Annotated in this window: 11 protein-coding genes and 1 pseudogene; 1 reads left to right on the top strand and 11 read right to left on the bottom strand. The window is 45.1% G+C overall.

Annotation, left to right across the window (positions count from 1 at the left end):
• Positions 1–98: 98 nt before the first annotated feature.
• Complete coding sequence (locus K6T91_09525; GenBank protein MCL6473031.1) at positions 99–536, top strand: hypothetical protein; 438 nt, start codon at positions 99–101, stop codon at positions 534–536.
• A 141-nt stretch (positions 537–677) separates the two neighbouring features.
• Here the strand turns inward: K6T91_09525 and K6T91_09520 are convergent, their stop codons facing one another.
• From K6T91_09520 to secA, 11 genes and pseudogenes are all read right to left on the bottom strand, one after another.
• Entirely contained in the window at positions 678–1,889 is a 1,212-nt protein-coding gene (locus K6T91_09520; protein ID MCL6473030.1) for a S41 family peptidase, read from the bottom strand.
• Between the two features lie 166 nt (positions 1,890–2,055).
• Positions 2,056–3,363, bottom strand: coding sequence for a peptidoglycan DD-metalloendopeptidase family protein (locus tag K6T91_09515; protein ID MCL6473029.1), 1,308 nt, complete (start codon positions 3,361–3,363; stop codon positions 2,056–2,058).
• A gap of 209 nt (positions 3,364–3,572) precedes the next feature.
• The gene (ftsX, locus tag K6T91_09510; GenBank protein MCL6473028.1) at positions 3,573–4,451 is read right to left on the bottom strand and encodes a permease-like cell division protein FtsX; all 879 of its coding nucleotides are present in this window, start codon (positions 4,449–4,451) and stop codon (positions 3,573–3,575) included.
• Between the two features lie 18 nt (positions 4,452–4,469).
• Positions 4,470–5,159 (bottom strand): cell division ATP-binding protein FtsE, encoded by a 690-nt coding sequence (ftsE, locus tag K6T91_09505; protein MCL6473027.1) that lies wholly within the window; start codon positions 5,157–5,159, stop codon positions 4,470–4,472.
• 90 nt (positions 5,160–5,249) lie between these two features.
• Positions 5,250–6,185, bottom strand: coding sequence for a transketolase family protein (locus tag K6T91_09500; protein MCL6473026.1), 936 nt, complete (start codon positions 6,183–6,185; stop codon positions 5,250–5,252).
• Between the two features lie 138 nt (positions 6,186–6,323).
• Positions 6,324–7,166 (bottom strand): transketolase, encoded by an 843-nt coding sequence (locus K6T91_09495; protein ID MCL6473025.1) that lies wholly within the window; start codon positions 7,164–7,166, stop codon positions 6,324–6,326.
• A 26-nt stretch (positions 7,167–7,192) separates the two neighbouring features.
• Positions 7,193–8,020 (bottom strand): annotated as a pseudogene (locus K6T91_09490) (YitT family protein).
• 349 nt (positions 8,021–8,369) lie between these two features.
• Complete coding sequence (locus K6T91_09485; protein MCL6473024.1) at positions 8,370–9,065, bottom strand: DUF2993 domain-containing protein; 696 nt, start codon at positions 9,063–9,065, stop codon at positions 8,370–8,372.
• A gap of 11 nt (positions 9,066–9,076) precedes the next feature.
• Positions 9,077–9,805, bottom strand: coding sequence for a phosphatase (locus K6T91_09480; protein ID MCL6473023.1), 729 nt, complete (start codon positions 9,803–9,805; stop codon positions 9,077–9,079).
• Positions 9,806–10,077: 272 nt separating this feature from the next.
• Positions 10,078–11,112 carry a peptide chain release factor 2 gene (gene prfB / locus K6T91_09475; GenBank protein ID MCL6473022.1) on the bottom strand — a complete coding sequence of 345 codons (1,035 nt, stop codon included), beginning with the start codon at positions 11,110–11,112 and terminating at the stop codon, positions 10,078–10,080.
• 101 nt (positions 11,113–11,213) lie between these two features.
• On the bottom strand, positions 11,214–13,763 hold the full coding sequence (gene secA, locus K6T91_09470) for a preprotein translocase subunit SecA (protein ID MCL6473021.1): 2,550 nt from the start codon (positions 13,761–13,763) through the stop codon (positions 11,214–11,216).
• Positions 13,764–14,174: the final 411 nt, after the last annotated feature.

Here is a 14,174-nt window from a genome sequence, read left to right as displayed (position 1 = left end):
AAATTATTTAATAATTACAAATCTTGGTATTTACGAACGCGCCTATCTGTTATAATATTTGCAAATATATCTTTTCAAACCTCGGAGGTTCCGGAGTTATGCAAGATTTTCAGCAAAATACACCCGCTCCTTGTATCGTCAATGAGGGCATCCTAATTAACAGGAAGGATATGTTCCGCGCCCTTGAGACGCTTGAGAGCGTGAAATATGCCCATATTGTCGATGGCAACGTTATCAGCCAGGGAGAAGGCGTGGTCGTTAAGGTATTCTCAAGCCCGGATACCTCGACCCTGGTTGTCAACGGCTGCCTGTTTTTAAATATCCTTAGCTTTAATTATTTGCGTTTTTACACTCAAGATAACGGCGTAACAGTAATTGAGCTAATCGAAGACTCAAAGACCCTGCAGCTTACACCTATTGAAGATGATGCCAGAAGGGCTAGCAGGATAAACCGTGAGATTTTTACTTCATCGCGCTACGATGAGGAAACCCCTGCCGAACTCTACGACGATTTTGACGACGACGATAGAGTTTAAATAAAGGGTCTCAGACCCGTTCAAGGAAATATAAGGGCGGACTGAAAAGTCCGCCCATCATACTTACATTTACTTACGTTGCTTATATTATATTTAGCTCGGCATCTAGTCCCCTGCCCTCTAAACTCTACCACCATTTCGTTACGAAACTTCCTTCAACACTAATTTTCTCTTGCCAGAAAAAATCTCTCGTATTACTTCTTTAGCCTTTTCAAGCTGGTTATCTTTTTTCCCATTGTGCTCGAATTTGATCTCAACATCTGGCTTTATGCCCTTTTTATATATCATCCTGCCCTTGGGTGTATAGTATTTTTCGGTGGTTAAAAGAAGCCCCGAGCCATCGGATAGAGTGATAACACTCTGGACTGAAGCCTTGCCGAAGGTAGTTTCCCCCACTATGACGGCACGCCCATAATCTTGCAGCGCTCCGGATACTATCTCAGAGGCACTAGCACTGCCTTTATTTACTAAAACTACAAGTGGCATTTGAGTGTCAGCGCCGCCGAGCGCATTTTCGGATCTTTCATGCCCCATCCTCGACCTGGTTTTAACTATCGGGCCAGATGGAATCCAAAGGCTTGCCAAGTCTACTGCCTGGTCCAGCAAGCCTCCGGGATTACCCCTTAGGTCAAGGATCAAACCCTTGATGCCATCAGCTTTTAGCTTATCATATTGCTTTCTAGCTTCGTTTCCGGTTTCGGCATTAAACTCATATATCTGTAAGTAACCTATATCATTATCAAGCTTCTTAGAAAACACATTTGGGGTGTTAATCTGCTCTCTTACAATCTCAAACACCATGGGATCTTTAACCCCATTGCGTTTTATCGTAAGAGACACTTTAGTGCCCTTCTCACCCCGAATTAACTTTACGGCATCTTCAACTTTCATACCCTTGGTAGTTTTGTCGCCTATCTTTGCGATGATATCCCTTTCTTTGATGCCCGCCCTTGCTGCGGGTGTATTTGGAATTGGACGTTCTACCAATAATTCGCCATCCGGGGACTTCTCCTCGCTAAGACTGATTCCAACACCATAGAAGTGCCCAGTCATTTCTTCTTTAAAGGCGTTGTAGCATTTAGCTTCCTGATAATGAGTAAATGGATCACCAAGCGCCTCAATCATGCCATTTATGGCTCCACTGATGAGTTTTTTGTCGGACACCGACTCGACATAATGTTGATCGATGATATCCAGTACTTCAGCAACTTTTTGAACAGAAGGTAACTCTTGTGCGAACTTCTGCTGGTCCCTTTGCTCAATATACTTACCGGTAAACATACCACCAATAAAAGAGGCAAACACTGCGAGGACCATAAGCAGTGCGCCTGCGACAATGACCTTTTTAGACAAATACTACACCCCGTCCCTAGCTTTTATTCCTGTTTCAGTATAAGCAAAAAGAAGGTTGACTGCTAGTACAGCCTCACAAATAAATTAACGTTTTATCCCACTGATTTATAGACCTTTAAAGAATACTTGTTGATTGAAAAAGACTGATGCTCTGGCGTAGCTTTACCTAGTACCAGTTCATAGGATTTTGCGTGTTTCCATTCACTCTTACTTCAAAGTGAAGGTGCGGACCGGTTGCGAGGCCAGTAGACCCAATACGCCCAATTGTAGAGCCTTTGGAGACCATTGCGCCTACCGAGACAGAAATCGAAGAAAGATGCGCATATAGTGTACTTATGCCGTTGCCATGGCTTATGATCACGGTCTTGCCGTAGCCGCTCATTGTACGGGCATCAATAACTACACCGTCTTGGGCAGCTACCACCGCTTGACCGTAAGGAGCACCGATATCGACCCCAGTGTGCATGCGCATTGTTTTAAGTATCGGGTGCATTCTCATGCCATACGGTGAAGTAACAGGACCGTCTGTCGGCCATACAAAACCGGATGACGAACCTGCCGGGCGGGCATAACCGCCGTAGGATTTCTCTAACTGCCTGATCCTCTGTGCCAAGCTTGCAGATTCAGCCAGCAGCTGGTCCTCAGCTAGCTCCAACGCAGCGCGGTTCGATTGAATCTGGTTGAGAAGCGCCTGCTTTTTGCCAAGTTCAGCCTGCAGCGCCAATTTTTGGGTGAGTTTTGCGTCGGTCAATGCTTTAGCCTGTCGCTCTTCGTCGACTAGCTTCTTGCGCTCTGCGTTAACCGCCTCTTTTTGTCTTTCGACCTCAAGCCTTTTCTCCTCAATTGCAGCCTTTGTCTTTCCCATCCTGTCGACAATTTCGGCATCTTTAGCAGCAATAAGCTCAAGAAAACGTAGTCGGTTTATGAGGTTTACAATATCGGTTGAATTCAGGATTAGGTTGAGGTAACTGGAGTCGCCGTGTTTATAGATATTCTGGATGCGGTTGTTTAAGATTGCCTTTTGCTCGGTCAGCTTTGCATCGGTTAGTTCAAGGTCCTGTTGTGTCTTATATAGTTCCGCTTCCAGGGCGGTCAGCTCGCGCTCTGTCTGTGCTCTTTGCGAGCTAACTTTATCCAGCTCTTTATCAAGACGGTCATACTCACTTTGGACAGAATCTATGCTTTTATCGACCGTTTGTATTTGCGCTACAAGTTGGTTCTCCTGCCGCTTTGCCTCCGCAATCTTTTTTTGCGTCTGACTGAGCTGTGCATCTATTTTTTTCTTCTGACTGCTCATATACTGGCGCTTATTAGCTGGTGGGTGGTAATGTGTCTGACTGAGCTGTGCATCTATTTTTTTCTTCTGACTGCTCAGGCTAGCTTGTGCAGTGAAGGCAGGAGTAAGTAAGGAACTTAAGACAAGAACCAGGATTAATACTGTTAACTTAAACTTCGACCAACTGCCTGAGATCATAGCGCCACCTAGTAACAGTAAACCATTGATAATAATATTAGTCAATCAAAGGCTAGTATATAATACATTAATACCCATAACTATAAATCCGATTGCTATAAATATAAGAATGCTAGAAAATGGCATTTAAGTGGCATGATTAGTAGCACAAAAATTGCTGCGTATAAGCTATAGTTATAAGGTAATATCGGCAAGATTAAGGCGTAACTTTAAACTTTTAGGAAACGCCTCAATGCTAAGGTGCTGCCGGCTGCTCCTATCAACATGCCGGCAACTAACAGGCCGAATATAAGCTGCCAGAACTGCCCCTGGCTTAGGCTAACTGGCAGAAATGGAAGAAGTTTTGTCATAGTATTATTAATAAAATGATTTACAATAGAAAGTAGAGTAACGGCTATTAATGCCCCTATAATGCCCTGTATTACACCTTCAAGCAAGAATGGCCATCTGATAAACCAGTTTGAAGCACCTACAAGGCGCATTATTGAAACTTCTTTTCTGCGAGCATAAATGGCAAGCCGAATTGCATTAGAAATCAGCACCAGCGAAGCAAACGCTAAGAGAGATGCAAATATCGCGCCCACCCATCGCAACACTCTGATAACCGCAAGCAACCTTTCAACCGTTTGTCTGTCATGCTTAATCTCATCAATTTCTGGGCGGCCCTGCAGTCGTTTGACTATATCATTAGACTTCTCCGGGTCCTTTAATGAGATCTTAAGTGATGCAGGCAGCGGATTTCCCTCTATCATATCAATCATATCCGAATCTTTGAACTCTTTTTTAAGCCATTCAAGAGCCTGCTCTTTAGATACATAGGTCACCTTTCTAACTTCAGACCAGGACATAATCTCGGATTGTAGTGCCTCAACAGCCTCAGCCGGTGCGCTATCGACCAAGAAAACCTCGATCTCTACCTTCTGCTCAGTCGATTTCATTAAACCATTTGCTGCAAACGCAACGAGCATAAAGAAACCTAGAACAAGAAGAGATAAAGCTACCGTAGTGATAGCGGCTACACTTATAACCCAATTCTTTCTAAAGCTAATAAGCGATTCCTTAAGAAAATAGAAAGGACGAAACGACATATCTTTACCCCTTACAGTTTACTCCTCATAACCATAAACGCCGCGCTGTTGGTCTCTTATAAGAGTCCCTTCTTCCAGAGCCAGGACTCGTTTTCTCATATTATCTACCATTTCGCGGTCATGCGTTGCGACTAAGACAGTTGTGCCTGTCCTGTTTATTTTATTAAGTAAGGCCATAATGTCACTTGATGTTGCCGGGTCAAGATTTCCTGTTGGCTCATCAGCCAATATGATTGCAGGGCGGTTTACAAACGCCCTAGCGATCGATACCCTCTGTTGTTCTCCGCCCGAGAGCTCATCTGGGTAGCTGTTTGCTTTATCCTCAAGACCGACCAACCTTAAAACTTCCGGGACTTGAGCTTTGATAATTCGGGTGGGCTTTCCTATAACTTCAAGCGCAAAGGCAACATTCTCATAAGCCGTTTTGTTAGGCAGCAATTTGTAGTCCTGAAACACGCATCCAATGTTTCGTCTAAGCTGCGACACCTTCCAGCGACGCAGGTTCACTATATTGTGCCCGGCGATAATTATGTCGCCTTTTGTGGGGATTAATTCCCTGATAAGAAGACGGATGAATGTAGACTTGCCACAACCTGAAGGCCCGACCAGAAAACAAAACTCGCCCCTGTCTATCTCAACATTTATATCCCTTAATGCCGGACGATGGGCTCCTTTGTATTTCATGGTTACGTTTCGTATTTTGATCATGGCATTTATCACTCCCAGAATCGGTATCCTACCAGAAAACTAAGCATAAATCAAAGGTTGCCGGTAGCTAAGCTAAAAGATAAGTGGTAATTATTTACTAAGCAGGCTCTTTACCGCTTGGGAGATATCTTTGCTGGTGAGTCCATAATATCTGAGCAACTCGTCAGGTTCGCCAGAGCGCCCAAATAAGTCTTTTATGCCCACTTTTACTACTTGTACGGGGTGCTTCTCGCTAAGAAGCTCTGCAACCGCACTACCTAATCCACCAATTATGCTATGTTCCTCTGCTACAACAACTTTGCCTGTTTTTTCTACCGATTTAATTATAGTTTCTTCGTCAAGTGGTTTTATGGTTGAGATGTTGATAACCTCGGCGCTTATCCCCTGCTGAGCCAGGTCATCTGCAGCTTTAAGACTGCTATCAACCATAATACCGGCTGCAAATATAGATACATCCGTGCCTTCTTTTACCTTTACTGCCTTGCCAGGCACAAACTCATAAGAATCATCAAACAGCGTGGGAACGCTGGCTCTGCCCAACCGGATAAAAACTGGGCCATCAATTTTAGCGGCTGCTTTTATAGCCTTCTTTGCTTCGTAAAAATCGGCGGGAACAATTACAGTCATTCCGGGAATCACTCTCATTAGTGCTATATCTTCAATAGTTTGGTGTGATCCGCCATCCGGACCGACTGTTATGCCCGCATGTGTGGGGCAGATTTTTACGTTAAGCATTGGATACGAGACAGTGTTGCGAATTTGCTCAAAGGCGCGACCGGTGGCAAACATCGCAAAAGAACCTGTGTAACAAATCTTGCCTGTCGCTGCCAGGCCAGCGGCCAACGCCATCATATTCTGTTCTGCAACACCGCAGTCAAAAAACCTTTCGGGGAACTCTTTCTTGAATTTTAAAGTAGTGGTTGATTTTGCTAAATCAGCCTCAAGTACCACAAGGTTTGGGTACTCGTGACCCAGTTCTATTAAAGCCTCTCCATAGGCTTCACGCGTAGCTCGTTTTTCTGACATTACACTTCCTCTGTAAAATTAGCTAAAGCTTAACTTATTGATTAATTACTAAGTTATGTATTAGCTATCAGCTGTCAGATGCCAGCCTTTAAGGATTTTTGCTGATCGCTGGTTCTGATTGCTGGCAGCTGATAGCTTTTATCCCAGTGGCCCTAGTGCTTCAATCTCAGCTAAAGCCTTGTCAACCTCTTCGTTTGTTGGGGCTTTGCCATGAAAATCGACAACCCTCTCCATAAAGGACACGCATTTGCCTTTTATGGTGTTGGCAATGATTATCGTTGGCTTACCTTTGACCGACCTTGCTTCTTCAAAAGCCTCTAATATTTCGCTCATATCATGGCCGTTTATCTCTATTGTATGCCAGCCAAAAGCAGACCACTTGGAAGCAGCAGGCTGTATGTCTACTATCTCGCTGACCAACCCGTCAATCTGCATATTATTATAATCTAGTATCGCAACCAGATTATCGAGCCGGTGCTGGGCGGCAAACATACTTGCTTCCCAGATTATGCCCTCCTGGGACTCGCCGTCGCCAATCAAAACGTATACTCTGCTGTCTTTTCCGTCGAGTCTAAGACCGAGCGCCATACCAACTGCAGTTGAAAAACCCATGCCAAGCGACCCAGTGGATATTTCAACACCCGGTGTCTTTCTCATATCAGGGTGCCCCTGTAAATGGCTATCTATCTTTCTTAACGTCCACAGGTCTTCCTTCGGAAAATACCCGCTCTCTGCAAGTGCCGCATAGAGTACTGGAGCCGCATGGCCTTTGCTTAGAACAAAACGGTCGCGATCCGGCCAGTCTTTATCATCAGGTTTGTGCCGCATTTCATGAAAGTAAAGTGCGGCTACAACGTCGGCTGCAGATAGCGACCCGCCCGGATGACCCGAGCGAGCCAACCCGACCATTTTTATGATATCCCACCTGAGGGTCCTTGCCTTTGCCTCTAGGAATTCTACCAGGGTTTTCTTATCCGCTATTGTTGGGGTTCCCAAATTCTCTCCTTTCAAGCAGCGAACTGCTTAAATCCCTCACCGACCACTTCATGGACATCTGAAATAATTACAAAAGCTTTAGGGTCTATTGTATGGACAATCTTTTTCAGATGCTCAACTTGTCTGCGTTCTACCACGCAAAATATTGTATCACGTTGCCTACCCGTATAGTAACCCCTGCTCGCCAGGGCTGTCGCACCGCGGCGAAGCTCAAAGAGAATAGCATTGGATATCTCTTGAGTACGCTCGGATATAATAAAGGCCGCCTTTTCAACGCTAAAACCCTCCTGTATGTAATCGATTACGCGGCCCATGATGATAACTGCTATCATACCATAAAGTGCCAGCTTCAATCCAAAAACACTCGCTGCTACCAGCATAACAAAACCGTCAGCGAGTAAGAAGAGCTGACCCAGTCCTAGGTTGCTATATTTTTGTAAAATTTGAGCTACAATATCGGTTCCCCCGGTATTGCCCCCGTTTCGGAATACCAGCCCCATTCCTACGCCCGAAAGAATGCCGCCGTATAGTGTACCTAAAATAGCATCATTGGTAATCGCAAATGGCGATACCAAAGGCGCTATGGCATCTACCGCAAATGCCAGACCAAAGGCACCATAGACCGTCTTCATGCCGTACTGCCAGCCGTGTAATTTTGTGCCGATTGCAAATAAAATTACGTTTAGTACGCCCATGGTTACTCCAACGGGAAGCCCAAATTTAAAATGCAATACAGTTGCGAGGCCGCTGACGCCTCCAGCTGCAAGCCTATTCGGCACAAGGAACATATCCAGGGCTAATGCGGTTACTATAATTCCAATAGTTATACCTATATACTCACGGATAACACCGCTAAGATTTGCTCTAAACCTCACCCGCACCACCTCCGCCGACTGCTTTATCCCTGTTTTTAAAATAATTCGACCCCGCCAAAATCTCTTAGAGACAGGCCAGGGCCTAAATTCAGCACGCAACGTTGTTCTCTACATTCTAATTTACCATATTTGATACACTTTTAGTATGGTATATGGGTCGGGTCGTTTCGCGCCAAAGTGCCAGCATGCCAAAGTCGGTAAATAACAAAATCGGTAAATAAAAGGCATCGGCCCATCAGCACTTCCCATTAGCATTTCCAGGCTTCCGCATACCTACTAGACCTTAGTCTAGTAGACCTTAAGGTCTACTAGACTAGTTCTCAGCAACAACCATCAACTCATTATTCATAACCGATATTTTTGCTATCCTAAGCCCAAAAGGAAGGTTGCTTACTGGAAGATCGAGCGAAATTTCCTTAACCCAGTTTCGTGCGTTGTCTAAATTCATCATCTTTGCGCATGAAAATTTTGCATCTACCGGCTCTAAAACCATATGGTCTCCCCTAAGCCTAGGCTTAAAGAGCACCTCCATATCGCCGATCATCTCAACACCAGCCTTCCCGGTAATTTTGTTTGCACATAAATCCATCCTTAAACTACTATCCGGATAGCGACTGGAAACATACCGGTTTAGCTCATCCTCACCAAATATCATTCTTGAGCTGACTTTACCTATCCTTCGGACCTTGACCCTTCTACTTAAAATGAAAGTCTTAAAATCGAGGTCGACATCCCTTGCGCACACAACCAGGCTTTGTGCTTTTATGCCGTTAAAATCACGCTCGGGGGATTCAATATAGACCTGCTTGAACTTTCCGGTCAAAAAAGAGAAATCATCGGAATCGACGCGAACATAAGGATGGTCACCCAAACCATACCTTTGGCCAAGGGTATCAACAACAGCGACCTGGATGACGTTGTTGGCTATAGCAGGCATCACTATAGATACGATAACACCCGACACAATTATAAGAGGTATAATGACTGCGATTATTAAGTTACATTTCATTAAACGCTCTTTTAACGTCCAGCCCTTCTTTTTGCCAGGTAATCAAGCACTGCTGAAACCGAAGTATTTAAAACTTGCTCAGGCTCTACGCCCGCTCTCTTTAATAACTCAGACGCTTTGTCAACTACACCCACTTGTGTATAAATATGCGCATCGCTGCTTAAAATAAGCGGTAGACCTTTTTCTTTTGCAAAATCAATAATTTGAAGGTCGAAATCAGATGCTGCTTCACGGCTGCTCGTAGGTAAAAATGAGCTGTTATTTATCTCAAGCGCTATACCTCTTTGCGCCGCAGCGTTAACTATTTGCTCAGGGTTTATGGGGAACTTTGCGTTTCCCGGGTGTGCGATAAAATCAGTATATGGATTATCCATTGCCTTTATTAGGGTGGCAGTATTCTGCGCCTCCGTATCGCTTACGTACCCGCAGTTTGGATGAAAACCAACCAGCACTATTTGGAGCGCATTCAGATATTCAGGTTTAAGGTCAAGGTCAGCCTCGGCATTTGTGATATTCGCCTCCACGCCTTTTAAGATACGTACCCCATTTAGCTCAGAAGGCATAATTCGTAAATTCCAAAAGTGGTAAGGGTGGGCTCCTCCCGGTAAAGCCGGTCCATGATCTGTTAAAGCGACCATTTTAAGTCCCCTTTTTGCGGCCTCCCTGGTGATTTCCTCAACTGTGCTGTATGCGTGGCCACTAGCGACCGTGTGAACATGTAAATCGGCTTCTATCTTCATTGCTTGCTTCTTTTTGTCAGATTAATTACTTGCCGGCATTTTAGTGCCTACTTACTTATCATAAGGCCTGCCAACTATTAAATAATAATGCTTCTACCCTTGATTAGATTAGCACCGGTTATAAGTAATACAATCGCAAGTAATATAATCGTAAACTTAATATTTAATAAGGTTTACGATTAATTGGTAGAAGCACTGGTTCTATACTAGCAGTCTTTAGATAGGTAGGCAACCTAAAACCCGGGAAGGAGTTCGGGGGCTGTGCCGGTGCACTATCCTTCTTCTAGCACTCTCTTACGGTGATACTCAATAATGAAATTGTCGATATCTCCATCAAGAACCGATTGTACATCGCCTTTTTCAAGCCCTGTCCGGTGATCCTTAACAAGCTGGTAGGGATGCATAACATAAGACATGATCTGGCTGCCCCAGGCGATTTCTTTCTTCTGCTTATGGCGCTCCGCTTCTTCTCTGGCTTTCTCCTCCTGGATACGCTCATAGAGTCTAGCTTTCAGGATAATCATCGCCGTCTCTTTGTTTTTTGACTGCGAGCGCTCGTTCTGGCACTGGGCAACGACACCTGTCGGGATATGGGTTATTCTTACTGCGGAATCGGTTACATTTACGTGCTGTCCGCCAGCGCCGGTTGCCCTGAAGGTCTCTATGCGCAAATCTGCTGGATCGATGGTTATCTCAACATCTCTTTCGACTTCTGGGATGACATCGACTGAAGCAAAGGACGTGTGTCTCCTGCCGCCGTAATCAAACGGCGATATCCTTACCAGGCGATGTACACCACGAACCGCCTGCAAAAAGCCATAGGCATATTTGCCTTTGATCGTAAACGTTGCAGTTTTGACACCCGCTTCATCGCCCGGCGCATACTCGTTGATGCTCACCTCAAAATTCTTGGACCTGGCCCACTGAATCACCATTCTCATCAGCATCTCGGCCCAGTCCTGCGACTCGGTACCGCCTGCACCGGGGTGAACGGTTACAATTGCATTATGGCTATCTAGAGGATCGCTAAACCAGCTTCTTAGCTCAAGGTCTTCGATATATTTTTTTACTTTGTTTAAAAATTTCTCTACCTCAGAAGCCAGTAGCTCGTCATTTTCAGTTACAGCGAGCTCATTCATAACCTCAAGCTCTTCTACTTGGCCTTTAGCGTGCTCCCAAGTCTCAATATCTTCTTTTATATCGCTAATTGTCGACATTACCTTCTGTGCAGCTTCCGGATCGTCCCAGAAACCTGGCTTGCTTGCCTCTTTCTCGAGCTTATCTACCTCTACCCTCTTGCCATCTATGTCAAAGGTAGCCCTTTATCTGATCAATTTTTTCTTTTAACTGGCGTATATCTTCATTGTAATCGATTACCAAAATATTCACCTTTTCACCATTTTACTAATTATTTTCCACAGCATTTTTTATACTTTTTACCGCTTCCACACGGGCAAGGGTCATTTCTGCCTATTTTGTTCTCGTTTCTTTTTGGCTCGCGTGGCTCACCACCTGAGCCTCCACTTGTTACCAGAACCTTCTCCTTCTTCGACCTGACCGCTACAGGCTCTTCCTGCACAACCTGGACATGGAACATATAGCGCAGGACATCCTCTTTAATTGATTCGATCATAGTCTGGAACATGTCAAAGGCCTCCGACTTATATTCAATAAGCGGGTCTCTTTGACCTATCGCCCGCAGGCCGATACCCTCTTTCAGATAATCCATCTCATATAGGTGTTCCCGCCATTTGTTATCGATTACCTCAAGTATAACCAACCGCTCAAGGCTACGCATGAGGTCTTCCCCAAGCTCTCTCTCGCGTTCTTCGTATTTTGTCTTTGCGGATTCAATTAACCTGCCTGTAAGCTCTTCCTGAGTAATTGTTGCTATATCGACCGATTCTTTACCCCATTCCAGCGGAAACAGCTGATTGATATAAGATAGCAGGCCGTCCCAATCCCACTCCTCCGGATAGGAGGAGTGGCTAGTAAATACCTGAACCGCTGAGCTCATAACATCATCTATCATATCAAGCACGCGTTCACGCAGGTTTTCACCGGTTAGTACCCGATGACGCTCTTTATATACGACCTCGCGCTGCTTATTCATAACATCGTCGTATTCAAGGACATGTTTTCTTATGCTAAAGTTTTGCGCTTCGACCTGCTTCTGGGCAGTCTCTATTGATTTTGATATTAAGCCATGCTCAATCGGCTGGTCATCCGGCACACCAAGCCTCTCCATAATGCTTCCAATCCGCTGAGAGCCAAAAAGCCTCATTAGGTCATCTTCAAGCGAGAGGTAAAACTGGCTTGAGCCGGGGTCTCCCTGGCGACCGGAGCGTCCTCTTAGCTGGTTATCAATTCTTCTTGACTCATGGCGCTCGGTGCCAATGACACGGAGGCCGCCTGCATTCCTTACCTCATCTGCCTCTTGCGGGTCGGGCGGGTTTCCGCCCAGAATAATGTCAACGCCTCGGCCGGCCATATTGGTTGCTATTGTTACCGCGCCCTTCTTGCCCGCCTGGGCAATGATCTCTGCTTCCCTTTCATGATACTTCGCATTTAGAACCTCATGCGGTATACCGCGTCTCTTTAGCATCTTAGATAGTCTTTCGCTTTTCTCAATTGATACAGTACCAACCAGGACCGGCTGGCCGAGATGGTGGCGCTTCACGATATCCTCTATTACAGCCTTGAACTTGATATCCTCAGTTTTATAGATGACATCGGGCATATCCTTTCTTATCATCGGCATGTTGGTCGGTATGACAACCGTCTCGAGTTTATAGATGTGCATGAACTCATCGGCCTCTGTTGCTGCGGTACCCGTCATACCGGCAAGCTTCTCATACATGCGGAAGTAATTTTGAAGCGTAATTGTCGCAAGGGTCTGGTTCTCTTCGCGGATTCTTACGCCCTCTTTTGCCTCAATCGCCTGATGCAAACCCTCGCTGTATCTTCTTCCTTCCATCAAGCGACCTGTAAACTCGTCAACAATAATAACTTCGCCGTCTTTTACGATATAATCTACATCTTTCTTGAAAAGCGCGTGTGCCCTTAAGGCCTGCTGTAGATGATTTACCAGGTTGCTGTTAACGTGGTCATAAAGATTGTCTATCCCTAGGGCTTCCTCAACGCGGGCAACCCCTTCTTCGGTTACCGCAACGGTTCTATGCTTCTCATCAACTTCATAGTCGCGGCCTTTCTTTAGTTTGGGTATTATCCTCGCAAAGGTGTAATAAGTATCTGCAGATTGCTCGGGTTGGCCGGAGATGATTAGCGGCGTTCTTGCCTCGTCGATTAAGATACTGTCCACCTCGTCAACGATGGCGTAATGGTGGCCCCGCTGCACCTGCTCACTAATGTCGGTTGCCATATTGTCGCGCAGATAGTCAAAGCCAAACTCGTTGTTTGTGCCATAGGTTATATCAGCCTGGTACGCCTCACGCCTTAGCATCGGATGCATCTCCGCCTGAATAAGCCCAACTTTGAGGCCCAAGAACTCATAGACCTTGCCCATCCACTCGCTGTCGCGCCTTGCCAGGTAGTCATTTACGGTTACAACGTGAACGCCCTTTCCTTCAAGCGCGTTTAAGTAAACTGGAAGTGTTGCGACAAGCGTCTTTCCTTCACCAGTTTTCATCTCGGCGATCTTTCCCTCATGAAGGACAACGCCGCCCATTATCTGCACATCAAAATGGCGCATACCAAGTACGCGCTTTGATGCCTCGCGCACGACAGCAAATGCCTCAGGTAGAATATCATCTAGCGTCTCACCATCCGCAAGCCTCTGCTTAAACTCAGCAGTTTTGCTTTTAAGTTCGGCATCGGTGAGTTTTTCAATCTCGGGCTCCCACGCATTTACCATCGCAACCTTTTCTTCAAGCAGCTTTAGTTTTTTGCCTTCTCCCATGCGCAGAACACGCTCGACTAACTTAAACAAGTCCTTCATCCCCTAGTTATAAGTACAGAAGCCAATATGAATTAAGCAAAACTTTGTTATTTATACCCTTTTTGCTTCGCTTTGATTGCCAACTTTCGGCTTAACGTCAAGTCTATTCAATTGAACTCGATTCAATTGAATCGAATTTACAGCTTCCGCGAATCCTTTCGTATTTTATCACTTTTTTACACAATGGTCATTTCGGGTATTCGGGGACGTTAAAGAAAAAAATAAAAACCCCCAGTGTTTTTTTGTTTTTAAGGAACGGCCCCGGTTTTGCGGGTTTGTTTTGTTGTAGGGCTTTTTGGACGTTTTGTTTGAATTTATTTTATTTTCTTTGGGTTTGTGCATTAATATTTATTTGATGGTAATTAATTTAATTTATTTTTTTTTGATTTTATGTTGTTTAGGGATGTAGTT

The organism is Bacillota bacterium (assembly GCA_023511485.1).
In the GTDB taxonomy this organism is placed as follows: domain Bacteria; phylum Actinomycetota; class Aquicultoria; order Aquicultorales; family Aquicultoraceae; genus CADDYS01.
This window is presented reverse-complemented; position numbering and strand designations above follow the sequence as displayed.